This window comes from Pseudomonas sp. Root569 (assembly GCF_001427465.1).
In the GTDB taxonomy this organism is placed as follows: Bacteria; Pseudomonadota; Gammaproteobacteria; order Pseudomonadales; family Pseudomonadaceae; genus Aquipseudomonas; species Aquipseudomonas synxantha.
Genome location: NZ_LMGQ01000004.1, coordinates 86,523 through 112,833, shown reverse-complemented (window position 1 = coordinate 112,833; position 26,311 = coordinate 86,523). Strand labels below are relative to the sequence as shown.

General features: G+C 60.8%; 17 protein-coding genes and 1 pseudogene. 11 read left to right on the top strand and 7 right to left on the bottom strand.

Annotation, left to right across the window (positions count from 1 at the left end):
- Window positions 1-482 precede the first annotated feature (482 nt).
- From ASD70_RS29790 to ASD70_RS05370, 6 genes and pseudogenes are all read left to right on the top strand, one after another.
- Window positions 483-1,453: pseudogene (locus ASD70_RS29790) on the top strand (MFS transporter).
- 38 nt (window positions 1,454-1,491) lie between these two features.
- The gene (locus ASD70_RS05390; protein ID WP_056845857.1) at window positions 1,492-2,202 is read left to right on the top strand and encodes a FadR/GntR family transcriptional regulator; all 711 of its coding nucleotides are present in this window, start codon (window positions 1,492-1,494) and stop codon (window positions 2,200-2,202) included.
- Window positions 2,203-2,308: 106 nt separating this feature from the next.
- Window positions 2,309-3,502: an L-2-hydroxyglutarate oxidase gene (gene lhgO, locus ASD70_RS05385; RefSeq protein WP_056845856.1), complete on the top strand. Its 1,194-nt coding sequence runs from the start codon at window positions 2,309-2,311 to the stop codon at window positions 3,500-3,502.
- A 57-nt stretch (window positions 3,503-3,559) separates the two neighbouring features.
- Entirely contained in the window at window positions 3,560-4,885 is a 1,326-nt protein-coding gene (locus ASD70_RS05380) for an MFS transporter (RefSeq protein ID WP_046067967.1), read from the top strand.
- A gap of 82 nt (window positions 4,886-4,967) precedes the next feature.
- Window positions 4,968-5,819 carry a CAP domain-containing protein gene (locus ASD70_RS05375; RefSeq protein WP_046067966.1) on the top strand — a complete coding sequence of 284 codons (852 nt, stop codon included), beginning with the start codon at window positions 4,968-4,970 and terminating at the stop codon, window positions 5,817-5,819.
- A gap of 171 nt (window positions 5,820-5,990) precedes the next feature.
- The gene (locus ASD70_RS05370; protein ID WP_056845855.1) at window positions 5,991-8,177 is read left to right on the top strand and encodes a GAF domain-containing hybrid sensor histidine kinase/response regulator; all 2,187 of its coding nucleotides are present in this window, start codon (window positions 5,991-5,993) and stop codon (window positions 8,175-8,177) included.
- Between the two features lie 2 nt (window positions 8,178-8,179).
- Here ASD70_RS05370 and ASD70_RS05365 read toward each other — a convergent pair whose 3' ends face one another.
- From ASD70_RS05365 to ASD70_RS05350, 4 genes are all read right to left on the bottom strand, one after another.
- Window positions 8,180-9,307: a GGDEF domain-containing protein gene (locus tag ASD70_RS05365; protein ID WP_046067964.1), complete on the bottom strand. Its 1,128-nt coding sequence runs from the start codon at window positions 9,305-9,307 to the stop codon at window positions 8,180-8,182.
- A gap of 90 nt (window positions 9,308-9,397) precedes the next feature.
- Window positions 9,398-11,635: a 1,4-alpha-glucan branching protein GlgB gene (glgB, locus tag ASD70_RS05360; RefSeq protein ID WP_046067963.1), complete on the bottom strand. Its 2,238-nt coding sequence runs from the start codon at window positions 11,633-11,635 to the stop codon at window positions 9,398-9,400.
- Window positions 11,632-14,979: a maltose alpha-D-glucosyltransferase gene (gene treS / locus ASD70_RS05355; protein ID WP_056845854.1), complete on the bottom strand. Its 3,348-nt coding sequence runs from the start codon at window positions 14,977-14,979 to the stop codon at window positions 11,632-11,634. Before treS ends, glgB begins: the two co-directional genes overlap by 4 nt.
- An 84-nt stretch (window positions 14,980-15,063) precedes the next feature.
- A complete protein-coding gene (locus tag ASD70_RS05350) occupies window positions 15,064-17,052 on the bottom strand; it encodes an alpha-1,4-glucan--maltose-1-phosphate maltosyltransferase (protein WP_056845853.1) in 1,989 nt (662 codons plus the stop codon).
- 548 nt (window positions 17,053-17,600) lie between these two features.
- Between ASD70_RS05350 and ASD70_RS05345 the strand changes: the two genes are divergently transcribed.
- Window positions 17,601-18,752, top strand: a complete 1,152-nt coding sequence (locus ASD70_RS05345; protein ID WP_082561406.1) for a M10 family metallopeptidase C-terminal domain-containing protein — start codon at window positions 17,601-17,603, stop codon at window positions 18,750-18,752.
- Between the two features lie 5 nt (window positions 18,753-18,757).
- On the opposite strand, the gene ASD70_RS05340 is transcribed toward ASD70_RS05345, so the two are convergent.
- On the bottom strand, window positions 18,758-19,255 hold the full coding sequence (locus ASD70_RS05340; protein WP_046067960.1) for an MgtC/SapB family protein: 498 nt from the start codon (window positions 19,253-19,255) through the stop codon (window positions 18,758-18,760).
- Window positions 19,256-19,374: 119 nt separating this feature from the next.
- On the opposite strand from ASD70_RS05340, the gene ASD70_RS05335 reads away from it, so the two are divergent.
- The 4 genes from ASD70_RS05335 (at window position 19,375) to ASD70_RS05320 (ending at window position 23,310) form a co-directional block, all read left to right on the top strand.
- On the top strand, window positions 19,375-19,614 hold the full coding sequence (locus tag ASD70_RS05335; protein WP_056845851.1) for a DUF3203 family protein: 240 nt from the start codon (window positions 19,375-19,377) through the stop codon (window positions 19,612-19,614).
- A 185-nt stretch (window positions 19,615-19,799) separates the two neighbouring features.
- Entirely contained in the window at window positions 19,800-21,209 is a 1,410-nt protein-coding gene (gene ccoG, locus ASD70_RS05330) for a cytochrome c oxidase accessory protein CcoG (protein ID WP_056845850.1), read from the top strand.
- A 158-nt stretch (window positions 21,210-21,367) separates the two neighbouring features.
- Window positions 21,368-22,777, top strand: coding sequence for a GntR family transcriptional regulator MpaR (mapR, locus tag ASD70_RS05325; protein ID WP_046067957.1), 1,410 nt, complete (start codon window positions 21,368-21,370; stop codon window positions 22,775-22,777).
- A 77-nt stretch (window positions 22,778-22,854) separates the two neighbouring features.
- A complete protein-coding gene (locus ASD70_RS05320) occupies window positions 22,855-23,310 on the top strand; it encodes a hypothetical protein (RefSeq protein WP_056845849.1) in 456 nt (151 codons plus the stop codon).
- Between the two features lie 9 nt (window positions 23,311-23,319).
- Here the strand turns inward: ASD70_RS05320 and ASD70_RS05315 are convergent, their stop codons facing one another.
- The gene (locus tag ASD70_RS05315) at window positions 23,320-24,066 is read right to left on the bottom strand and encodes an SDR family oxidoreductase (protein ID WP_046067955.1); all 747 of its coding nucleotides are present in this window, start codon (window positions 24,064-24,066) and stop codon (window positions 23,320-23,322) included.
- Window positions 24,067-24,120: 54 nt separating this feature from the next.
- Entirely contained in the window at window positions 24,121-26,217 is a 2,097-nt protein-coding gene (locus tag ASD70_RS05310) for a putative bifunctional diguanylate cyclase/phosphodiesterase (protein ID WP_056845848.1), read from the bottom strand.
- Window positions 26,218-26,311: the final 94 nt, after the last annotated feature.

The following is a 26,311-nucleotide window of genomic DNA, read 5'->3' as shown; positions in this document are numbered from 1 at the left end:
CGAAGGCGCTCACCCTCGCGACGCTCTAAATGGGGGAGCGGCTTGCCCTAAAGCCGGTCAGTTAAGCGCAGATCCCCTGTGGGAGGGGGCTTGCTCCCGATGGCGGCCTGACAGCCGAGCAGAATGTTGGATCAGACCGAGTACATATCCGTTATTTGGGCAACGGCCACTATTGGTTGGTTCCGCTTTTACAGCGGGTCACTTTGAAAAGCGCAAAGTAACCAAACGCTCTTGCCCCACCACTCGGCACCTCGCCCAGGCTCGGTGTGCCCGTAATCCGCCAGCGTGGTTTAACGGGGCGCCTAAGATCAAGATCAAAAGCCAGATCAAGAGCGACTCGCTGCGCATCGTGGTTACCGGCGGTCGCTACATCAAAGATGTGTAGATACTAATGGCCATCGGGGGCAAGCCCCCTCCCACAGGTCCGGTGGCGTACCAGTAGTTGTGGAACACCATGCCCCGATGAGGCGTTCTGTGCAGCTATAACCTGCAACCTGGGCACCAGCATCGCCAATGTCGGCCTGCCAAGCCTGGCGCACGCATTCGCGGCATCGTTTCACGCGGTGCAATGGGTGGTGCTTGCCTATCTGTTGGCCATTACTGCAGTGATCGTCAGCGCCGGGCGCCTGGGCGACTACCTGGGGCGTCGACGCCTATTGCTGGCCGGGTTGTTGCTGTTTGCCCTGGCATGCGCAGGCTGTGCCGCCTCGCCCTCCTCGGTGTGCCATTGGCTGGGTCGGCGGCCGCCCTCGCCTATCGCTATTTGCCGGTGGATGCTTGCCGCCCTGACGCGTCACTCCGGGATACATTCTGGTCGCCCTTGCGCGATGTGGGGTTGCGCGCCGGGCTGGCAATGAGCGCCCTGGTGTCGGCGGTGATCATGGCCACGTTTGTGGTGGGCCCGTTCTATCTCTCCCGTGGCTTGGGCCTGGATCCCGCCTGGATGGGCCTGGCGATGGCGGTTGGCCCGGCGGTCGCGGCCATTACCGGCATACCGGCGGGCTACCTCACCGACCGCCTCGGCACTCGGCGCCTGACCCTGGTGGGCATAGGCACGATGCTGTGCGCTGCCCTGTGGTTGTCGCAGGTCTCGGGGCTCATCGCCTACATCGCTGCACTGACGGTGCTTACGGCGGGCTACAGCCTGTTCCAGGCGGCCAACAATACCGCGGTCATGAGCGACATGCCGGCGACACGCCGGGGCACCGTTGCTGGTCTGTTGAATCTGTCGCGCAACCTGGGCCTGATTTTCGGCGCATCGGTCCTGGGCGCGGTCTTCGCCCGCAGCAGCCCGGATGTCACCCAGGCTACGCCACAGACCGTGACCGCCGGCCTGCATGCCACCTTCGCCACAGCAGCGGGGTTGATCCTGCTCGCCGGTGTGATTGCCTGGAATCGCGCGCGCACACGGGCCGGCTCGGAGCAGACAAATATTGACAAGTTAAAATCGTAACGACTATTGTCTGACAACCTGATTACCAAGGTTTCATCATGCTTGAGCTCCAGCGCCCCGATTCGCTCGTCGTACGGGTTGTCAGCGCGATTCGCGCAGAAATCGAATCCGGCCAGTTGGCCCCGGAGTCGCGCCTGCCTACCGAACAGCAACTGGCTGAGCAGCTCAACGTCAGCCGCTCCGTGGTGCGCGAAGCCATTGCCCAGCTCAAGGCCGACGGCGTCCTCACCGCCCGCCGCGGCCTGGGCTCATTTATTTCGCAGACGCCCGCTGGCACGGTGTTCCGTTTCCCGCAGCCGAACGGGCGCCGGCCTGACCTGGCTCAGATGTTCGAAATGCGCCTGTGGATCGAAACCCAGGCCGCCTCGATTGCGGCCCAGCGACGTGACGCTGCCGACCTGCAACGCATGAAAAGCGCCTTGCAGGCCATGCAGGACAACCGTGACGATTTCGAGGCGGCGGCCCTGGCCGATGTGGAATTCCACCGCGCCATCGCCGACGCCAGCAAGAATGACTACTTCGTGGCCTTCCATGACTTCCTCAGGAGCCAGTTGGCCAGTGCCCGCAAGACCGCGTGGGAAAACTCCGCGTCGCGCTTCGCTACCGGCTCGGCCGATGCGACCCAGGAACACCAGCAGCTCTACCAAGCCATTGCCGACGGCGACGCTCAACGCGCAGCCGCCAGCGCCGAGGCGCATTTGCGTGCAGCAGCACGCCGCCTGCAACTGGAATTGCCGACCACGAATTGATCCACTGTGTTTATAGCGTGTCCTGGGACACGCCATTTTTTTAACAAAAACATTAGTCTGACAACCTGATAAGCAGACTGAAATGTGTGACTTGGGAACTCCTGCAATGATTCACGATTTTTGCATCATCGGTGGCGGCATCGTTGGCCTGGCCACCGCCATGGAATTGCTCAAGCGCCAGCCAGGCGCGTCACTGGTGATCCTGGAAAAAGAGCCAGTGCTGGCCAAGCACCAGACCGGTCACAACAGCGGCGTGATCCATGCAGGCATCTACTACGCACCCGGCAGCCTCAAGGCCGACCTGTGCAAGCGCGGTGCCGAAGCCACCAAGCAGTTCTGCCGTGATCACGGGATCAAGTTCGAGGTGTGCGGCAAGCTGCTGGTGGCGTCCAACCCGCTGGAAATGCAACGGATGGAGGCGTTACACGCCCGTGCCCAGCTCAACGGCATGCAGGTCGAGCGCCTGGATGCCGAGCAATTGCGCCAGCGTGAACCGAACATTGTCGGCCTTGGCGGGTTGTTTCTCGACGCCACCGGGATCGTCGACTACCGCCAGGTGTGCGAGACCATGGCCCAGGTGATCCGTCGCGGCGGCGGGCAGATCTGCCTGGAGCGCACAGTGACCGCCATTCACGAAGACACCGATAAAGTCACCGTCAATACCCATGGTGAAACCTGGCAAGCCCGCCACCTGGTGGTGTGCGCCGGCTTGCAATCGGACCGCCTGGCCCGCCTGGCCGGGATCAGCATTGATCATCAGATCATCCCGTTTCGCGGCGAGTACTTCCGCCTGCCGGCATCGAAGAACAACATCGTCAACCACCTGATCTACCCGATTCCCGATCCGGAGCTGCCGTTCCTCGGCGTCCACCTGACCCGCATGATCGACGGCAGCGTCACCGTCGGCCCGAATGCCGTACTCGGGCTGGGGCGCGAGAACTACCGCAAGTTCTCGGTGAACTGGCGCGACGTGGCGCAGTACGCCAGTTTTCCGGGTTTCTGGAAAACCCTTTGGCAAAACCTCGGCTCCGGTACCACCGAGATGAAGAACTCGCTGTTCAAGTCCGGTTACCTGGAGCAGTGCCGCAAATACTGCCCGTCCCTGACCCTCGACGACCTGCTGCCCTACGAGGCCGGTATCCGCGCCCAGGCAGTCATGCGCGATGGCAGCCTGGTGCACGATTTCCTGTTCGCCCAGACCTCGCGAATGCTCCACGTGTGCAACGCGCCCTCGCCGGCCGCCACGTCAGCCATGCCCATCGGCGCGATGATCGCCGACCGCCTGTTTCATCCCGAGTAATACCCGCTCTGCCCGCTCACCCAACAATAACTACAAAGACCCAGAAGGAAGTCCAGCATGACGGCAACCGCCTCCATCCCCGGCACCGAAACGCCTGTGCAAACCCGAAAGCGCCTGCGCAAAGTCGCGGCCGCCACCATTTTTGGCTCGATGCTGGAGTGGTACGACTTTTACCTGTACGCAACCATGGCGGCCATTGTGTTCTCGAAGATCTTCTTCGATAACAGCGACCCCAAGACGGCCACGCTGATGGCCTTTTCCACCTTCGCCATCGGCTTTATCGCCCGCCCGTTCGGCGGCATCCTGTTTGGCTACCTGGGCGACAAGTTCGGACGCAAGCAGGTGCTGGTGCTGACCTTCTGCCTGATGGGCGTGTGCACCACGCTGATCGGACTGATCCCCAGCTACGCCTCCATCGGCATCTGGGCCCCGATCCTGCTGGTGTTCATCCGCATCATCCAGGGCCTGGGCGCCGGTGCCGAGTTGTCAGGCGCCGCAGTGACATCCTACGAACACGCAGCCCAGGGCAAGCGTGGCAGCCAAGGCGCCTGGCCGGCACTGGGCCTGAACCTGGGCCTGCTGCTGTCCTCGCTGACCATTTACCTGCTGACCATCAACGGCAACGAGTTCCTGCTGGCCGGCGGCTGGCGCATTCCGTTTGTCTGCAGCATCGTACTGGTGGGCGTGGGCCTGTGGGTGCGTAACAGCATTCCGGAAACCCCGCAGTTCCAGGAACTGAGTAAAGAGGCCGTCAAGGCCAAGCCGTCCCCGCTCAAGGCGCTGTTCAAGAACGATCTCAAGGGCCTCGCGGTGGTGTTCTTTGTTGCCATTGGCTACAACGCCCTGAGCTACATTTTCAAGACCTTCTCCCTGGCCTACCTGACTCAATTCAAAGGTGTGGATGTGCATGTCACCTCCCTGTCGGTGACCATCGCCAGCCTGGTTGCCATCGTCGCGGTGCCCTGCTTCGGCTGGCTGTGCGACAAGTGGAGCAGCAAGACCGTGCTGATGCTGGGCGGCCTGTGCTCGTTGCTGTTCGCCTACCCGTTCCTGGCGCTGCTCAACAGTGGCGAAAGCCTGATGATCTACCTCGCCATCGGCGTAGGCACCGGCATCCTCGCGCCGATGATGTTCGCTCCCCAGGGCTCGTTCCTGAGCCGGCAGTTCCCGACCCAGACGCGCTCATCGGGCTTCGGCACCGGGCGTGAAATCGGCACGGCCATTGCCGGTGGCCTGGCACCGCTGGGCGCGCTGTCGATGGTGGCGGCCTCGGCCACCCATTCCACCGATGGGGTGGTGATCATCCTTGCGGTTTCTGCGCTGTTGGTGGTGGTGTTTGCCCTGTGCGATCAGGGCGCAAAACACTCGACATTCAAGAACTGAAGAAAAAAAGTTCGGACCAACGGGTGCATGGATGCACCTGGATCGCGCATCATGGGCACTTTCAAGCTCAAGGGTAACGTCCATGCGCGTTCTGTCATTGATGATGGGTCTTACGACGCTGGCCGCCAGTACGGTGTTCTGCGCCAGCGCGATGGCGAATGAAGAAAGTCAGTTGATACAACAGATCAATCAGTACCGCAGCCAGCTGCAACGCTGCGGTGACCAAGGCTCCCAGGAGTTGCCGCCACTGACCAGCGACACACGCCTGGTGCTGCCGGCCTCCAACGTCGGCGACTTGCAGCAGTCCCTGGCGCGGGCCGCGTACCCGATGGTCAACGTGCAGGCCATCAGCCTGTCCGGGCCCAAGGACGCCGACGCCGCCATGAAAGCAGTACGCGAAAGCTTCTGCCGGGTAGTGCTGGACCCGCAATTTGTCGACATCGGCGTGAGCAACAGCGGCCAGGACTGGCGCATCGTATTGGCCCGCCCGTTGGTGACCAGTGGCCTGGGCGACTGGCAGACCGAGGGCAGGCAACTGCTCAACCTGGTCAACGCCGCTCGCGCAGAACCGCGCACTTGCGGCACCCAGGCGTTCACCGCCGCCGCCCCGCTGTCGTGGAGCGATGCACTCGCCAGCGCTGCCAACAGCCACACACGTAACATGGCCAACGGCAATTTCTTCGACCACCTGGACCACGACGGCCGTACCCCTGGCGACCGCGCCGAACTGGCCGGGTATATCGCCAAGAACATCGGCGAGAACATTGCCGCCGGCCTCGATACCCCACGCAAGGTCGTCGACGGTTGGCTCGCCAGCCCTGGTCATTGCGCCAACCTCATGAACCCGCAATTTCGCGATTTGGGTGCCGCCTACGCGATGGATCCCAAGAGCGACGCGGGCATCTACTGGACCGGAGTATTCGCCGCCCAATAAGCCTTGGGGGAGCGCCTGGAAAGCGCTGAATTTATTCATCCATATGCAGATATGTTCAAATTGCTATCACCTGCATGGTCGCGCTGAACTGGTTGCGATCATGCAGGTCTGTTGCTTGCGACCTGACGTTTCAGGCAATAGTTGAGCCGTGGCAAATAAGGTGTTGACCCAATGATGAATTGGCTGCAAGACGGCAGCGACATGGCCGACCGGGTCCGCCAGCATGATTGGGCCAGTACGCCCCTGGGGCCGCTGGAGCAGTGGCCCGACGTATTGAAGACCACCGCCGCGCTGTGCTTGGCCTCCCGGTTTCCCCAGGCCATTGTTTGGGGGCCTGAGTTGATTACGCTCTATAACGATGCGTTCGCGCCGATCCTGGGTAACAAGCCTGAGGCATTGGGCCGCCCGTTCAACGAGGTGTGGCATGAGGTGTGGAGCGATATCAGCCCCATCGCCAGCGCTGCATTCGATGGGCATGCCACCTACATCGAAAACTTCCCACTGTTGATCCAACGCAATGACGCACCGGAACAAGCCTACTTCACCTTCTGCTACAGCCCCATCCGTGACTCCCGGGGCAAGGTGGTCGGCATGCTCGACACGGTGACCGAGACCACCGCCACTGTGTTTCTCGCCCGGCGCCTGGAAGTACTGGATGCCATCGGCAGCACTGTAGCCAACGCCACCGACGCCGAAACAATCATGACCGCTACCACCCGGTTATTGGCGCAACACCTGCAGGTGTCCATTTGCGCTTACGCCGACATGGATGCCGATGAAGACGGCTTCACCATCCGCGGCGACTGGGCGTCGAACGGTTCGCCAAGCATCATCGGCCATTACAGCCTGGCGCAGTTCGGCGAACGCGCCGTGAGCTGCCTGCGGGCCGGCGCGCCGCTGGTGATTTGCAATAACCTGGTCGAACTGCCGGCCGATGAGTCGGCGACCTTCCAGGCCCTGGGCGTAACGGCCACCATCTGCATGCCGCTGGTCAAGGATGGGCGCCTCACCGCGTTGATGGCCATACATGACAAGCAGCCCCGCTACTGGTCTTCCTACGACCTGGCGTTGTTGGGCGAAGTCACGGAGCGCTCCTGGGCGCACATTGAGCGCGTGCGCGCCGATGCCGCCGTACGCGAGGGGCTGGCGGCGTACACCGAACTCAACGCCACCCTGGAGCAGCGGGTGGAAGAACGTACCCTCGCCCTGGCCCAGGCCGAGGCTGCACTGCGCCAATCACAAAAGCTTGAAGCAATCGGCCAGCTTACTGGCGGCGTGGCCCATGATTTCAACAACCTGCTGACCATCATTCGCTCGTCCGTGGACTTCCTGCGCCAGCCGGGGTTGGCGCAGGAACGTCGCCAGCGCTACATGAGCGCCGTTTCCGATACAGTGGAGCGGGCCAGCAAGCTGACCAGTCAACTGCTCGCCTTTGCCCGTCGCCAGCCGTTGAACCCGCAGGTATTCGATGTCGGCCAGCGGGTGCAGAACATCGGTGAAATGCTTGAAAGCGTCACCGGCGCACGTATCCACGTGAAGGTGCAATTGCCTGATCAGCCTTGCTACGCACGCATCGACCCGAGCCAGTTCGAGACTGCATTGATCAACATCGCCCTCAACGCTCGCGATGCCATGGAAGGCCAGGGCACACTGACGTTGAAAGTCACCGGGCAACAGCCCCTGCCGCGCATCCGCGGGGATGCCGGGTCGCACCTGCCCTACGTGACGATTTCCCTGGCAGACACCGGCCCCGGCATTCCCAGTGACACCTTCGAACGCATTTTCGAGCCGTTCTATACCACCAAGGCGGTGGGCAAAGGGACAGGCCTGGGTCTATCCCAGGTGTTTGGCTTTGCCAAGCAATCAGGCGGCAATATCGACGTATCCAGCGCCCCAGACCAAGGCACGGTGTTTACCCTGTACCTGCCACAGGTGGACAGCCAGGACCCACCGCCACCGCCCACGCCCGAGCAATTGGTGCCACTGCCGAACAACATCCAGTGCCATGTGCTGATCGTGGAAGACAACCTGGAAGTGGGACGCTTCGCCAAACAGATCCTCCAGGACCTGGGCTACCAGACCACTTGGGCCACCGACGCTCGCCAGGCACTGGCCCTCGCAGGCCCCGACGTCGGGGCGTTCGATGCGATTTTTTCGGATGTGGTGATGCCCGGGATGACCGGCGTGGCGATGGCCAAGTTACTGCGAGAGCGCCGTGCCGACCTGCCGGTGGTGCTCACCTCGGGCTACAGCGAAGAACTGGCCGACAGCGGCTACGAAGGTTTCGAATTCCTCGCCAAGCCCTACTCTGCCGAACAGGTCGCACGCGCCCTCGCCAGGGCCATGTCCAAGGATTGAACCTACTGCGCGATCACGACCTGATTGCGACCCAGGGATTTGGCGCGGTACAGCGCCTGGTCGGCATCGTTCATCAGGCCGGGCAGATCGTGCTCGTTGCCCTCGGTCGACGCCACCCCGAGGCTCGCGGTCAGGCCCTGCACCGGTTCAGCGCTCAAGCCGGCAATCGCTTCGATCAATTGCTCACCGATAGTCCGCGCAGTCTCCAGGGACGTGTTGGGCAGCAGCACAGCGAACTCTTCACCGCCCAGGCGTCCGGACACGTCGGCCTGACGAAACGAAGCACTGATCACACCGCCGACCTGGCGCAACACCTGGTCACCGGCCTGGTGGCCGTAGGTATCGTTGATGTATTTGAAATGGTCCATGTCCAGCATCAGCGCACACAGCGGCTGCAGGTTCTGTTGACACTGCGTGTATAACAACTGGGCATGCTCGAAGAAAGCACGACGATTCTTCAGGCCGGTGAGTTCATCGGTCTGTGCGGCATGGGTTGAAATGTTGTGGGCCTGTTCCATTTGCCGGGTCAGGCGAAAAGCTTTTTCCAGGGCATCAGACAGCTTGCGCGTGGCACTGACCACAAAAGTCGAGAACACCAGCACCGCAATCGCCACGCCCACCTGCATCGATGAAGGCTGGAACAACAGCCACAGCGTACACGGCAGCAGTACCAGGGCCATGGCCCCCAGCGTCATGTAGCGATACGCCGAGTAACAGGACACCGCGCTGACCGACATGCCCACGGTAAACAGCATGACCAGTACCTGGGAAACGCGGTCGTCGTTGGGCATGACCGCTAACGCACCGCCACCCCAGATGCCAGCCGATAACATCAGTGTGACCCAGTAACGCCGCTCCCAGCGAGCGGGCGTGCGCTCGCTGTCAGGGCACCCAAACCAGCCCATGAACATCTTCAGCCGCAGCAGCGACGCCCCCGCCAGCAACACCAGCCACACCAGCATGACCCGGTGCTCAAAGCGATCCCAGCACAGCCAGCAGAGCATGGCCGCGCCCAGGTAGCTGCCGAACACCGCGGAGAACGACTGGCGAAACAGCTGATGCAAACGATCAGTTCGCACCTGCTCCTCGATCACGTCGTCCTGGTCCTGCGCACGACTGGAGCTGTTCATGCAAACCGCCTGTTTGGACTGCTACGACAAAGGCGCCATTGTGGCACCCTGCCAGTAGCCTGGACAACTGCATCCAGCAACGTAGAGCCCTTATAGCCCTTGCGGACGCAGAATCAGTACGCCCAACGGCGGCAGGTTCAACGACAATGACGCTGGTTGCCCATGGCGTGGCTCATCCTGGGCAAGCACCTCTCCACCGTTGCCAAAGTTTGACCCGGCGTAGGTATCCGCATCACTGTTGATCACCTCGCTCCAGCGCCCGCCGAAAGGCACACCCACCGCATAGCCTTCACGCGGTACCGGGGTGAAGTTGGCGACCACCAGCACCGGCTTACCGTCCTTGCTCCAGCGCAGCCAGGCGTAGACGCTGTTGATCGCGTCATCGCCAATCAACCATTGGAAGCCCTGGGGTGCATCATCCTGCTCGTGCAGCGCCGGCTCCTCGCGATACAGACGGTTCAAGTCACCCACCAGTTTCTGCACGCCGCGGTGCTCGGGGTATTGCAACAAGTACCAATCCAGTTGCTGGTCATGGTTCCACTCGCGCCATTGACCAAACTCACAGCCCATGAACAAGAGCTTCTTGCCCGGGTGCATCCACATGAAACTCAGGTAGGCGCGCAGGTTGGCGAACTTCTGCCAGCGGTCGCCAGGCATCTTGTCGATCAGCGAGTGCTTGCCGTGCACCACCTCGTCGTGGGAGATCGGCAGGATAAAACGCTCGGACCAGGCGTAGACCAGGCCAAAACTCAGTTCGTTGTGGTGATGGGCGCGGTACACCGGGTCTTGCTGAATGTAATGCAGCGAATCATGCATCCACCCCATGTTCCACTTGTAGTTGAACCCCAGGCCACCCTGTTGGGTCGGCTGGCTCACCCCGGGCCAGGCGGTGGACTCCTCGGCAATCACCAAGGCCCCCGGCGCTTCCAGGGCGACCACGTCGTTCAAGTGCCGCAGGAAGTCGATGGCTTCCAGGTTTTCCCGGCCGCCATGGCGATTGGGTACCCACTCTCCAGCCTTGCGCGAGTAGTCGCGGTACAGCATCGACGCCACCGCATCCACTCGCAGACCGTCGACATGGAAATGCTTGAGCCAGTGCAACGCCGACGCCAACATGAAGCCGTGGACCTCGGTGCGGCCCAGGTTGTAGATCAACGTGTCCCAATCCTGGTGGAAACCTTCCAGCGGGTTGGCATACTCGTACAGCGCCGTGCCGTCGAATTGCGCCAGGCCGTGGGTGTCGGTGGGAAAATGCGCCGGCACCCAGTCAAGGATCACGCCGATATCCGCCTGATGGCAGGCATTGACGAACCAGGCGAAGTCTTCCGGCGAGCCAAAACGCGCACTGGGCGCGAACTGCGACAGGGCTTGATAGCCCCAGGAACCGCCAAAGGGATGCTCCATGATCGGCATCAGCTCGATATGAGTGAAGCCCAGTTGCTGCACATAGGGAATCAGGCGCTCGGCCAGTTCACGCCAGCCGTACTGGCGGGCGACTTCGCCGGCCTCGTCCAGTTCGCACTGCCAGGAGCCCACATGCAGCTCATAGATCGACAACGGCGCAGTGGATTTCTGCTTGTCGCCACGGGCCTGCATCCAGTCATGGTCCTGCCAGTCCACTTGCAAGGGCGCGGCGACTTTAGAGGCGGTATCGGGCGGCAATTGGGTGGCCAGGGCCATCGGGTCGGCTTTGAGCGGCAGGATCCCATGAGCTCCGAGGATTTCATATTTGTAGGCGGCACCCGGTTGCAGGCGAGGGATAAAAATCTCCCAGACGCCAGACGGATGGCGCAGGCGCATCGGATGACGGCGACCGTCCCAGATATTGAAGTCGCCCACCACCGAGACCCGCCGTGCATTCGGTGCCCATACCGCAAAGCGCACGCCCGCGACGCCATCGACGCTGGTCACCTGGGCGCCGAGGCAACTGCCAAGGTCGCGATGATTGCCTTCGGCAAACAGGTAGAGGTCCATTTCCCCCAGCAACAATTGGCTGAAGCTGTAGGGGTCTTCAGTGATCTGCTCGCCGCCGGCCCACTGGATTTTCAACAGGTAAGGTTGACGCGTACCGAACTGCCCGACAAACAAACCCGGTACCTGGTTGGCCTCCAGGCTGCCAAGGGTCTCGCTGCCATCGCGGCTGAGCACTTGGACGCTCAACGCCTCCGGCAGAAAGACGCGGATAAACTGCCCCCCCTGCTCGTCGTCATGGGGCCCCAGGATCGAGAATGGATCGGGGTGCTCGGCGCGCACCAGCGCTTCGACGTCCTTGGACGCCGGCAATGCCGTCAGCTTGGGCTGCAGCGGTTCTTTATGTGTAAAACTCATGAGGTCTCCCCACCGCGTACAGGTTTCGATTTAGGTGTTAGCCCGCTGAGCAAACCGTGCAGCCCTTGCAGGGGCACCGGCAACCAGGTCGGGCGATTTTCCGCTTCGTAGGCCACTTCGTACGCAGCCTTCTCCAAGCTGAACAACGTCAGCGCTGCGTCCTGGCCCTTGGCATCCTGCCAATCATGCGCCAGTGTAGCCGTCGCCGCCTGGTAAGCCTGGGTAAATGCCTGGCGGGCTTCATTCAGGTAGCGATCGGTCACGCGTTTACGCGCGTTGTCCGCTTCCGGCGAGTGATCCACTCCTTGCACATTCAGGGCCATGGCCGCCGCGTAATCGAAGGAGCGCAACACACCACTCACATCTTTATAGGGGCTGTGTTTGCCACGCCGTTCATGCAGTGGTCGCGCCGGTTCGCCTTCAAAGTCGATCAGGTAGGCATCGCCCTTGACCACCAATACCTGGCCCAGATGCAAGTCTCCATGCACCCGGATACGCAACCCGCCTAGCGTGGCCTTCGCCAGCGCCTGGACATGCCCGGCGATGGCTTTTTTCTGCGCCAGTAATTCACTGACCAACGCCTGATCAGCGGGGTTCAACTGGCTTTGATGAAGTTTGAGCAGTTGCAGGGCGCGGTCGATCTGGGCGCCGACATCCTTGACCCAGGCCTGGGTATCCTTGGCCGTGGTGAGTTCGGGCTTGAAAGCCTTGTCGGCGGTCGGCGCGCCCAGCACCAGGTGCATTTCCCCCAGGCGCTGGCCAAGCAGCCCGGCGAAATCCGCCAGTTCCCCCAAGGCGTTGTAGTGCTGCTCCTGTTCGGAGATGGCCTCGGCCAGTTCGTCGCGGATCGCCCGCTCCAGGTTGTTCTGGGTCCAGCTCCAGGCATCGCCCTGATTGCTGAGGTAGCCTTGGGCAATCATCAGCAGGTTGTCCTGGCCTTGCCCATCGCGGCGACTCATCGAACCCAGCAATGGCGAAATATTCGGGTAGCCGGCGGCGGTCAGGTAGGCACTCATTTCCAGCTCCGGGTGCACCCCGGCGCTGACTTTGCGGATCAACTTGAGCACCAGGCTCTCGCCCACTACCACCGAGCTGTTGGACTGCTCGGCGGACAAGTAGCGCACCGGCGATTCGCTGCCCAGTTGCAGCCCGGCCAAGTGTTGGGTCGACTCGAAACGCAGATCGCCCTCAACGGAACTGAGCACGGTACCGGCCTGCATGGCCTGGATCACCTCACGGATAAACTGCTCAAGGCTGAACGCATCAGTCACCAACCCTACCTGGCGGGTACGCCGCACGCGAGCCAGGGCCAATTGCTGGGGCAAGGCACTGGTGAACTGGTCTTCGCCCAGAAAGCCCAACGGCAATTGATAACGGTTGACCTGGCCGCCACTGGTTACCTCGATTTCACTGAGCAGCACCGGGTGCTGCGGGTCGCCGAAGCGAACACCGTAAGCGATGTGCACGCTGTCAATGGCCGTGTCTTTGCCGGCAAACCAGCGACGCTTGGGCAGCCAGGCTGGCAATGAGGTTTGCTCAAGACTGGTGCGGCAAGGTTCTTCTAACAATTCTTCCATGCGTTTTTTCAGTACCAAGGTGGTGAAGTCAGGCATGCTTTGCGCCGGTTCCACATGCCAGCTGGGCATTTGGTTCTCTGCCGCCAACACAAACCAGTAGAAGCCATAGGGCGCCAGGGTCAACAGGAAATTCAGCTGGCCGATGGGTGGGAACGCATTACCGCCAAGCATTTCCACCGGCACCATGCCGGCAAACGCAGACAGGTCCAGCTCCGCAGCCTGGGCGCTGCGCGACACGTTGGCCACGCACAGGATGATCTCGCTGCGGCCATCTTCGCCGGTGTACTCACGGGTATAGGCAAGAATGCGGCGATTGGTTGGCGAAAGCATTTTCAGGCTGCCACGGCCAAACGCCTTGGACTGCTTGCGCACGGCGAGCATGCGTCGGGTCCAGTTGAGCAGCGAGTGCGGGTCCTGGGCCTGGGTTTCGACGTTGACCGACTGATAACCGTATTGCGCGTCCATGATCGGCGGCAACACCAGGCTGGCCGGGTCGGCGCGGGAAAAACCACCGTTGCGGTCGATGGACCATTGCATCGGTGTACGCACGCCGTCGCGGTCGCCCAAGTAGATGTTGTCACCCATGCCAATTTCATCGCCGTAATACAAGGTTGGCGTGCCCGGCATCGACAGCAACAGGCTATTGAGCAACTCCACACGGCGGCGATCGCGCTCCATCAGCGGCGCCAGGCGCCGGCGGATGCCCAGGTTGATACGCGCGCGGCGGTCGGCGGCGTAGTAGTTCCACAGGTAGTCGCGCTCCCTGTCGGTGACCATTTCCAGGGTCAGTTCATCGTGGTTGCGCAGGAAGATCGCCCATTGGCAATTGGCGGGAATCTCCGGGGTCTGACGCAAAATATCAGTGATGGGGAAGCGATCTTCCTGGGCCAATGCCATGTACATGCGCGGCATCAGCGGAAAGTGGAAGGCCATGTGGCATTCATCGCCGTCATCGCCCTTGCGGTCGCCAAAGTACAGCTGGGTGTCTTCCGGCCATTGGTTGGCCTCGGCCAGCAGCATGCGGTCAGGGTAATGGGCGTCGATTTCGGCACGGATCTGCTTGAGAACATCGTGGGTTTCCGCGAGGTTTTCGTTATTGGTGCCGTCGCGTTCGATCAGGTAGGGGATCGCATCCAGGCGCAAGCCGTCGATGCCCAGGTCGAGCCAATAGCGCATCACCGACAGCACCGCTTTCATCACTTGCGGGTTATCGAAGTTGAGGTCGGGCTGGTGCGAATAAAAGCGATGCCAGAAGTACTGGCCCGCCACTGGGTCCCAGGTCCAGTTGGACTTTTCGGTGTCGAGGAAAATAATGCGCGTGCCGTCGTACTTCTGGTCATCGTCCGACCACACGTAGAAATCCCGTGCCGCCGAGCCCGGCTTGGCCTTGCGCGCACGCTGGAACCAGGGGTGCTGGTCGGAGGTGTGGTTGATCACCAGCTCGGTGATCACCCGCAGCCCACGCTTGTGGGCTTCGGCAATGAAGCGCTTGGCGTCGGCCATGGTCCCGTAGTCGCTGTGTACGCCACGGTACTCGGCAATATCGTAGCCGTCATCACGGCGTGGCGAAGGGTAGAACGGCAACAGCCAGATGGTGTTCACACCGAGGTCGGCAATGTAGTCGAGCTTGGCAATCAGCCCGGGAAAGTCACCGATGCCGTCGTTGTTGGAGTCGAAATAGGATTTGACGTGAACCTGATAGATCACCGCATCTTTGTACCAGAGCGGGTCTTTGATAAAGGTGGCTGCCTTGGGTTTCTTCGCCATTGGAAACTCCTGAAATTCTGCAGACGCAAATGCAATCAATGTGGGAGGGGGCTTGCCCCCTCCCACACTCTGATCTCCACTTGCCTAGGAAACAGTGATACGCCAGATCCCAAATGGCATCTGCGGTTCTAGCCGTGTCCATTGGGTCTTGCCGTACCAGGTCCAGCGATGCCCGTTCATAAGGTCCTCACCCTGGGTCTGGGCGTCGTCGGGCAGGCCCATCTCCCATAGCGGCAACTCGAAATGAGCTTCCTGGGCATTGAAGGGGTCGAGGTTGACCGCCACCAGGATAAAGTTGCTGCCGTCTTCGCTGCGCTTGCCGAAATACAGGATGTTGTCGTTCCAGGCGTTGTAGAGCTTCAGCCCCAGATGGGTCTGCAACGCCGGGTTCTGCCGACGGATACGGTTGAGCTGGGCGATCTCGGCAATGATGTTGCCGGGCGCGGTAAAGTCCCGAGGGCGGATTTCGTACTTCTCCGAATCCAGGTACTCCTCTTTACCCGGCACTGGCGCGGCTTCACACAGCTCAAAGCCTGAATACATACCCCACAGGCCCGAGCCCATGGTCGCCAGGGCGGCACGGATCAAGAAGCCGGGGCGCCCGGACTGGTGCAAGAAGCCTGGGTTGATATCCGGTGTATTGACGAAGAAATTCGGCCGGTAGCATTCGCGCCACGGCGATTGGTTCAGTTGCGTCAGGTATTCGCTCAACTCGGCCTTGGTGTTGCGCCAGGTAAAGTAGGTATAGCTCTGGGAGTAACCGACCTTGCCCAGGCGCGCCATCATGGCCGGGGTGGTGAAAGCCTCCGCCAGGAAGATCACCTCAGGATATTTGGCCCTGACGTCGCTGATCAGCCACTGCCAGAATGGCAGCGGCTTGGTGTGGGGGTTGTCGACGCGAAAGGTCTTGACGCCCTCTTCCACCCAGCCCACCACAATGTCGCGCAGCTCGGTCCACAGGCCGGGGATCGCATCCGCCGCATAGAAATCGACGTTAACGATGTCCTGATATTTTTTTGGCGGGTTTTCCGCATACTTGATCGTGCCGTCCGGGCGCCAGTTGAACCAGCCTGGGTGCTGCTTGAGCCACGGATGGTCCTGGGAACACTGGATGGCGAAGTCCAGGGCGATTTCCAGACCGTGGTCGGCGGCGGCCTTGACCAGCCGGCGGAAATCATCGCGGCTACCCAACTGCGGGTGGATCGCCTCGTGACCGCCCTCTTCACTGCCGATGGCATAGGGGCTGCCGGGATCATCGGGGCCGGCCGTCAGAGAATTGTTCTTGCCCTTGCGATGACTGCGGCCGATGGGATGGATCGGTGGGAAGTACAGCACGTCAAAGCCCATGTCATGAATCATCGACAAGCGCGAGTGCACATCGTTGAAGGTGCCGTGGCGCGCCGGATCGTCGGTGATCGAGCGGGGAAAAAGTTCGTACCAACTGGCAAACTGCGCCGCTTCGCGTTCCACATCAATCGGGTACACCGGGCTGACGCTCAGGTAGGCGCGGTGATCGGCCTGGGTCATCAAGTGTGCACTGTTTTCATGCAGAAACAGCGCCACCTGCTCGGTTTCCAACAGGCCCGACAGTTCGTGGTGCAACAGCATCAAGCGGTCGCGCAGTTCGTTGTCACTGCGTTCGGCGGCCTGCAGCACCAGGCTGCGGCCTTCCTGCAGCTCGAGGCTGACCGGCACCCCGGCCTCATGTTTCTTGCGCAGTTCGTAACAAAAGCTGGCGAAGGTATCGATCCAGGCTTCAATGCAGTATTGATGCGGGCCCTGCTGGGCGACGCTGAACGCCCCTTCCCAGCCATTGTTGCCCACATCGTTCATGACCACGCTGTGCCAGCTTTCATCCTCCCGCGCTCGCCAGCGGATCAGCACCGCCAGTTTGTCGTGGCCATCGGCGAACACTTTGCTGGAGACATTGATCCGCTGGCCAACCACCGCCTTGACGGCGAACTCGCCATTGTCGATCACCGGCATGGTGCTTTCGATAGCGATCCTGGGTAACAAAAGCGCCTGGGACAGCGGCAATACGGAATCTTCTGGAGCCAGTGTTTCAGCAGTCATCGAGCATCTTCCCCTTACGCCCCGTGGACGCCCTTTGCTTGATCCGAATTCAGAAACGGCAACGCTCTCCCTGAGCAGGGCCGTATAAGGTCCGAGCATGGGCGCTGTTCAAAAGTTCAGGTGGATATACCGCCACTGGGCGGGAATCATTTCCCGCAGGCAAGGGTCCACCGATAGAGCAAAGCACAAACGAGGCCATACCCATGAATATCCCGATACCCCCTGAACCCGAAGATCCAAATATCGACGAGCCCCCGCTGCCGCCCACAGAACCCCGACCCGTTCCTGAACAAGAACCCCCTGAAAACGAGCCACCGCCCGTCCAGGAACCCCCCGCAACGATGCCGCCCGTTATCGTCTGATTGACAGGCCGGCAAGCGCTTGCTTGCGAACCAAACATCGCGAGCAAGCGCCGCTGATTTTTCCCACTCGTATTACAGACGGCGCCGAACTCCCCCCTCCCAAGGTCAAGATAGATTCACTACTCGTGCGCTGACCCGCCTTGTTGCTGGCCGCAGACTATTCCGTCCGTAACGCGAGTACCTTCTATGTCCATTTCGCTACTGCCACCAACGTCCACTATCCAGGGCATACAACAACCGTCCGCCAACGATTATCGACAGAAACTGAACGATTTATTAAGGGCCGGCCCCAGCGGAATCATGCGCAGGAAAGAGCCTGACAGGCATCCATCGGACCTCCCCAGGGCACCGCAAGCTTTTACCCCGCCCAACCCTAGCCCCTCGACAAGCCTAAAACCGCAGGCGCCCGGTACCGATGCGCCCGAGGAGCAAGCCTCAACTGCGCCCAGCACTGCACCTAATACAGACGTGGAGCCGCAGGCGCCCGGTGCAGACGCCCCCCGGCTCGCCCAACTTCGTGCGCTCGCCAGCCGGGAGAGTATTACCCAGATGCTGCGCGAGCCAAACTCGCAGGAGACCGCCCAGAAGTTGGCCGAGATCCGTAGCCTGTTAAGCAAGGAAAATGTCAAGTCGATGCTGCAAGGCCCCGATGCAGACGAAGCGCGCAAGCTGATTACCGAAGTGAAGGAGCGTCTAGGTCAGTCAAGCCTGCAGAAGATCCATGACCAATCCTCGCACATCGAGCGACCGGGCTTGAGCCCTCAAGAGATCCGCGACCGCACTGCCAGTTCTGACCCCGAGGAGAGTTTCAGCCAATCCATGCAAGTCTTTGATGAGCTACGCGTTGAGGAATCCTATGCCAAACAGCGAGTGCGCCAGAGTACGCCACTCGCCTCGGCCCTCTTCGAGATCGGCAAGGAAGTGGACCTAGGCGAGCCGACCCCGCAACCGGACAATTCATCGGCTGAGGCAGACAGCCTCAAACCCGACAACAACAACAGCAACAGCAACAGCAACAGCAACAGCAACGACTCCAGGATTGACATTGGTCAGACCTTCACCTTCCACAGTACCCGCGACTCGAACTTCGATGCGCCTAAGGAGGTGATGGATTTTGACCACAACAGAGACAAGCTCGATGTAACGGCCATTCGAAACCAACTCGGCAACAAGCCGTTGAAATTGGTAGAAAATTTCTCAGGCGCCAGTGGCGAAGTGCAGGTTCACTACAACCCGGCCAATAACACGAGCGTGGTAATGATTTCCGGCAACCCGGGAGAGCCGCCCTTCGTGGTAAAAGTCTTCGGCGAGGTCAGGTACAGCAACCTCACCACCTGACCCTGTCACTCATTCTTGTCCAGCAGCTTGACGACCCGTGGCATCACACTGAATACCATCAGTGCCAGCAGCGTACTGAGTACCGCCGTCGATTCCCGCCCCATCCCCGCCGCCACCCCAATGGCGGCGGTCATCCATAACCCGGCCGCCGTGGTCAGGCCCTTCACGTGCTGGCCCTCCTCGTCTTCCTTGCCCTTGAGGATGGTACCGGCGCCAAGGAAGCCAATCCCAGCAATCACCCCCTGCACCACGCGGCTCATGGCGTCCGCCTGGCTGCCGGACACTTGCGGCACCAGCACAAACAACGCGGCGCCCAAGGCCACCAGCATATGGGTGCGCACCCCTGCCGCCTTGCCCTTTTGTTCACGTTCAAACCCCAGGATGCCGCCTAAAAGCGCGGCGATCAGCAGGCGCACAGTGATTTGCGTCAACTGCCGAGCGTCGCCGATGTCGGCAAATTCAGCCTGCAGGGTTTGCCACACTTGATGCCACCAGGCGTCCATGGATCTGTCCTTTCTTATTGTGAATGAAAGATAGACAGTGCAGACCGCCAGTCAGTTGCCTGGAACCCGGCAGCGTTACCGTCGCCTAACGGGACATAGCCCATGAACAGGAGATCGCCATGTCTGTACGCATCGAAAATCATTTGTGCTACTTCACGCTCGACGAGACCGGCCAGGAACAGAGCCTGCCGGCTACTCGGGTAAATATTCTTACCGACAATGAAAAAGCCATGTCTTATGTGGAATTGGCCGGCCAGCAGATCTACATCACCGAAGCCGAGGCCGACGCCCTCACCGTAGAAGGCGCCAAGGATGGTCGTAACCACGTAAAGGCCGATAAACCGGGTTCGGTGATTTGATTGATCTGTATCAATAGACATCTAAGCACCCCTGCACCCCAGTGAGCCTGGGGTGCAGCAGATCGGCAAAGACGGTTGAATCAAACCCATCTGATCCGCTTTTTATCACCATGCCTGAGCCTGTTATGCGAACAGACTGTCGCCCATAGTTCCCCGGCCTGATGGAGGCTGATGAGCGAACGACCATGAGCGAACGAATCCCAACCGTGGAAACCTTTGAGCCCAACCACCCAAAGAAGGTGAAGGCCAAATCCAGCGACAACCTGATCCATACCCGCAGCTTCACCGGCGTATTCCGCACCTTGCGCGTCGGCGGCGCCGGCCTGCTGTTCCTGGCCTTCTTCGGCACCGTATGGCTGAACTGGGGTGGCCGCCAAGCCGTGCTATGGGACCTGGCCGAGAGTAAGTTCCACATCTTCGGCGCTACTTTCTGGCCTCAGGATTTCATCCTGCTCTCGGCGCTGCTGATCATCTGCGCCTTTGGCCTGTTTGCCATCACGGTGTTTGCCGGCCGCGTATGGTGCGGCTACACCTGCCCGCAAAGCTCGTTCACTTGGCTGTTCATGTGGTGTGAAAAGGTCACCGAGGGCGAGCGCAACCAACGCATCAAGTTGCAAGCCGCACCGTGGAGCTTGAATAAACTGGCGCGGCGCTCGGCCAAACATACGTTGTGGCTGAGTATCAGCGTGCTGACGGGGCTGACGTTTGTTGGCTACTTCACACCGATCCGCCCGCTCGCCACCGAATTGCTGACCTGGCAGATGGGCGGCGTAAGCCTGTTCTGGGTGCTGTTTTTTACCGGTGCCACTTACATCAATGCCGGCTGGCTGCGAGAAGCGGTGTGCATGCACATGTGCCCCTATGCACGGTTCCAGAGTGTGATGTTTGATAAAGACACCCTGACCATTTCCTACGACGCCGCCCGTGGCGAACGCCGTGGCCCGCGTAAACGCGAGGTGCAGCCCGCGGACGTCGGCCTCGGCGATTGCATCGATTGCCAACTGTGCGTGCAGGTATGCCCCACCGGCATCGATATTCGCGACGGCCTGCAAATGGAATGCATCGGCTGCGCGGCATGCATCGACGCCTGCGACTCGATCATGGACAAAATGGGCTATGCCCGCGGCTTGGTGAGCTACACCAGCGAACACCAATTGCAAGGTGGCAAGACTCACCTGCTGCGGCCCCGCCTGATCGGCTACAGTGCCGTGCTGTTGGTGATGATCGCAGCGTTGGTGGTGGCCTTGGTCGAACGGCCGATGGTATCGCTGGACGTGACCAAGGACCGTGGTATGTTCCGCGAAAACAGCCAGGGCTTGATCGAAAACATCTACAGCCTCAAGGTCATCAACAAGACCCAGCAGCGCCAGGACTACCGCCTGGAACTGGTCGACGCCGACAGCTTCCAGTTGCAGGGCAAGACCCAGGTCAGCCTGGCACCCGGGGAAATCGTCGATGTACCGGTGTCGGTGGCATTGCTGGCGGACAAACCGGTGAGCAGTTCGCAGACTATCCGCTTCAAAGTCACGGATGTGGATGAACCCTGGATCTACAGCGCTGCAGACAGTCGTTTTGTTGCACCGTTGAATCGCTGAAATCTATCTGGATAGATAGAGATGCAAATGTGGGAGCAGGCTTGCTCGCAAAAGCGCCGGGTCAGGTTATATCTGCGTCACTGACACACCGCTTTCGCGAGCAAGCCCGCTCCCACATTTACCCAGCGTACACACAGAAAAACCTGTTTAAGGCCCCCATGAAACGCTACGAAAAATTCGCCGACGACATCGCAGAACTGATCCGCTCCGGCGTCCTCGGCCCTGGCCAGCGCGTACCATCGGTGCGCTACGCCAGCCAGACCTACGGCGTCAGCCCGTCCACAGTGTTCCAGGCTTACTACCTGCTGGAGCGCCGCGGCCTGATTCGCGCACGGCCGCGTTCCGGCTACTTCGTCAACACCCATGCGCCCAGCCCGTTTTCCGAACCGGTGGTGAGTGAGCAGGTGCATGAATCCACCAACGTAGACGTGAGCGAACTGGTGTTTTCGGTCCTTGACTCCATCAAGGACCCCAACACCGTGCCCTTCGGCTCGGCGTTCCCCAGCCCGATGTTGTTCCCACTGCCCCGCCTGGCTCGATCCCTTGCCAGTGCCAGCCGCGAAATGGACCCGCGCCTGGTCGTCACCGACATGTCGCCGGGCAACCCGCAACTGCGCCGACAGATCGCCCTGCGCTACATGGTCGGCGGCCTGATGCTGCCCATGGAGGAGCTGCTGATCACCAATGGCGCCCTTGAAGCACTGAACCTGTGCCTGCAGGCCGTGACCGAACCCGGCGACCTGGTCGCCATCGAAGCCCCGGCGTTCTATGCCTGCCTGCAAGTGCTGGAGCGCCTGAAGCTCAAGGCCGTGGAAATACCGGTGCACCCACGCGACGGCATTGACCTCGACGCCCTTGCCCAATGCCTTGAGCGCTATCCGATCAAGGCCTGCTGGACCATGACCAGCTTCCAGAACCCCATGGGCGCGACCCTGCCGGAGGCGAAAAAACAGGCGCTGGTGGAACTGCTGCGCAGCCATCAGGTGCCGTTGATCGAAGATGATGTCTATGCAGAGCTGTATTACGGGCAGCAAGCGCCCAAGCCGGCCAAGGCTTTTGATACAGAAGGGTTGGTGATGCACTGCGGTTCCTTTGCCAAGAGCCTGGCACCGGGTTACCGCGTCGGTTGGGTCGCGGCCGGGCGCTTCGCGCAGAAGGTCGAGCGCCTGAAACTGATGACCTCATTGTGCCCATCGATGCCGGCCCAGGCGGCAATTGCCGACTACCTGCAGCACGGCGGTTATGACCGGCACCTGCGCAAACTGCGCTATGCCCTGGAGGAACAGCAAAGCGCCATGCTGGCAGCCATCGCCCGCTACTTCCCGACCCAGACACGGGTCAGCCAGCCGGCCGGCGGGTATTTCCTGTGGTTGGAACTGCCGGAACAGACCGACTCGCTGAAATTGTTCCAGATGGCCTTGGCCCAAGGCATCAGCATTGCTCCGGGGCCGATTTTTTCGGCGACCCGACGGTTCAGCAATTGCATTCGCCTGAACTATGGCAGCCCGTGGACCGAGGCGTCGGAAAAGGCCATGGAAACGCTGGGGCGGATTGTGCGGTCGTTTTAACCCTGGGATACACAGCCTTAGGAACCCTGCGCCCCAAGAAGACACTCAGGTATGTGTATCTTCACTTCGAGACCGCCATGCGCATCAACATGCTTCCCGCATCGACCGCCTACCAGCTTGGCGAAGGTCGCCCAGAAAACAACTGGCTTGCGGTGCCTGCAGCGCCCGAAGAGCCGCCTTTCGCGGATCGTCGCTCCGCCAGGCAAATCATCAATGCCAATCCAGGGTTGAAACACCTGCTCAGGCGCAGGGACAGCTATCCGGTGACCGACTTGCTCAAGCGACAACTGGGCGACTGGACATCCGCCACCCCTGATGCCAAAGCCAGGGCGCGCGCGGCCTATAACCTGGCGCGAGTGATCAATGTCCTCGACAACGTAAATGATCGTCGCGTCGGTAACAGTGAACGGCATGACGGCAAGATCAACGGCTTTTACAACGCGGGCTATTCCACCCGTAAAAATTCCGAGGCGCGCCTACTCGTAGCATTCGCGCAAGACGGCTATGACGTACTGCAAAGCCTGGGGCGCTAGCCAGGAAATTTAACGTCCTCCACCCAGATCCAGGAAGGTTCCGGTGGCGTATGAAGCCTTGTCCGACAGCAGCCAGATAATCGCCTCCGCCACCTCATCCGGGCGCCCACCACGGGCCATGGGAATGCCGGACTCCAGCTTGCTGACCCGGTCCGGATCACCGCTGAGGGCGTGAAAATCGGTAAAGATGTAGCCGGGACGTACCGCGTTGACACGAATGCCTTCACCCGCGACCTCTTTCGACAGGCCAAGCGTGAAAGTGTCCAGGGCCCCCTTGGACGCAGCATAGTCGACATACTCACCCGGCGATCCCAGGCGCGCCGCCACCGACGATACGTTGACAATGCTACCACCCTGCCCGCCATGCCGAGGCGACATGCGCAGCACCGCATGCTTGGCGCACAGGATCGGGCCCAGCACATTGGTCTTCATGATTTTCAGGAGACGAAATTCGGACATTTCATCGACCCGCGACTTATGCCCAACGGTACCAGCATTGTTGACCAGCGCCGTGACCCGGCCCAGTTCGGCATCCACGCGATTGAACAACGCGATCACCTCATCTTCGCTGCTGACATCGGCGCGCACCGCAATGGCCTGGGCGCCCAGGCCGCGCACTTGCTCAAGCATTGCATGAGCGGCCTTCTCGTCAGACTGATAGTTAATGCAGATGCGATACCCCTCGCGAGCGGCCAGCAATGCCGTCTCGGCGCCAATCCCACGGCTGCCTCCGGTGATGATAACGACTTTATCCATGGCTGCGGTCTCCAGATTCAACCTGATGTCTAGGGTTGGATCCAAGAATACCCGTCACTCATAGCTTTTGTCAGGCGCTACCGTTTGTTCGGCGCTCCGGATATCTGCCATGAAACTATCGGCGGGCAATGGGTGCCCCAACAAGTAGCCTTGCAACGAATCACACCCCAAAAGCGTGAGAAAATCCTGCTGCACATTGGTTTCCACACCTTCGGCCACAATTCGCAAGCCCAGGGCCTGGCCGAGTGCCACGATGGCCGAGACGATCGCCGCGTCATCGCTGTCGTGTTCCAGGTCGCGCACAAAGCCGCGGTCGATCTTCAACTCGTTAGCCGGCAGGCGCTTGAGGTACATCAGGCTGGAGTAGCCGGTGCCAAAGTCATCGATGGACAGATCCACGCCCATGTCCGAGAGCTGCTGCAACACGGTCATGCTCGCGTCGGCATCGCTCATGGCGGTGGTCTCGGTAATTTCCAGGGTCAGGCTGTTGGCGGGCAATTGGTGACGCTCCAGGGCGGCCGCTACGCTGTTGACCAACCCGGCGTGACAGAACTGCAACGCCGAGAGATTTACGGCAATGCGCCAACTCTCATAACCCTGTGCATACCACAGGCTCATCTGGCGGCAGGCTTCGTTGAGTACCCACTCGCCGATGGGAATGATCAGCCCGGTTTTCTCTGCCAGTGCGATAAAAGTCGCCGGCAGCAACAGGCCCTGCTGCGGGTGTTCCCAGCGCAGCAAGGCCTCGGCGCCCACCGCAATACCGCTGACAGCATCAAACTTGGGCTGGTAGTACAAGCGAAACTGCCCATGTTCGAGGGCATTGCGCAGGTCCTGCAACAGTTGCAATTGCTTGCGCGCATTGGTGTTCATCGATACATCGAAGAAGCTGTAGCCGTTCTTGCCCATGCCCTTGGCGTGGTACATCGCCGCATCAGCGTTCATCAACAACTCCTGAGGGCTGCTGCCGTTGCCCGGGAACAGGGCGATGCCAATGCTGGCCGAGATGTTCAACTCATGCTCGGCGACCTTGAAGGTGCGGTTGATCAGGCCGACCTGGCGCTCGGCCAAGCCCATGGCATCGTCCGGCTGGGTCAATTGCACCAGCAACACAAATTCGTCGCCACCGATACGGGCCAGGGTGTCCTGGCTGCGCAAGTCCTCGCGCAAGCGCAGGCCGACCTCGCGCAGCAACTGATCGCCCATGTGATGACCAAAGGCATCATTGACCGGCTTGAAGCCATCCAGGTCGATAAACATCAAGGCAAAGCAGCCGCCCCGCTCATTCACCGCCTGGATACCTTGCTGGATGCGATCCGCCAGCAGCGTGCGATTGGGCAGGCCGGTGAGCATGTCATGCAGCGCCAGGTGGGTCAGCTCCCGGTTGGCCAGGGTCAGGGAATCGGCGAGCACGGCAGTGCGCGCTTCCAGGCGTGCGTCGAGCAGCGAGGTCAATAGCGCAATGACCAGCACCGCCAAAGAGGTCACTAAAACTAGGTTATCCAGGCCCCTGCCGCTCAGGCCCGTCAGTGCGGCACCGCAAAAGCTGTCGTCGGCAAAACGCGCCGCGGCCATCCCGGTGTAGTGCATGCCGACGATAGCCACGCCCATCACCACCGCCGCCCCACCCCGTGCCAGGCGCACATAAGGCGTGTTGCGCCGCAGGTTGAAGGCGATCCACAGTGCCGCACCGGAAGCCACCACTGCAATCAATAATGAGGCGCCAAACAAAGTGGGATCGTAGTCAATGCCCGGCGTCATGCGCATCGCAGCCATGCCGGTGTAATGCATGCTGGCGATACCGGCGCCCATGATCAACGCACCGAATGCCAACTGCCAGGCCGGCAGGCGTGGCTGACTGACCAGCCACAAGGCGAAGCCACTGGATAACATCGCGATCAACAGCGACAGCGCAGTGATGCCCAGGTCAAACCCGAGGGCAAACGGCAGGCGCAGGGCCAACATGCCGATAAAGTGCATGGACCAGACACCGACGCCCATCGCCAATGCACCGCCGCTGATCCATAGATAAACGGCGCGCCCCTTGGCGGTAGCGATACGCCCGGCCAGGTCCAACGCGGTATAGGACGCCAGTACAGCGACGCACAGGGAAATCACGACAAGGGAGGTTGAATAGCTACCGATCAGCATGGGACTTCTCGCGGGCTACCGGGGTGTAAAAGCCCGTGCCGGGTGGCAAAGCGCGCGATTGTAGCGAGAATGAATCTGGGGCAGGTGATTAATT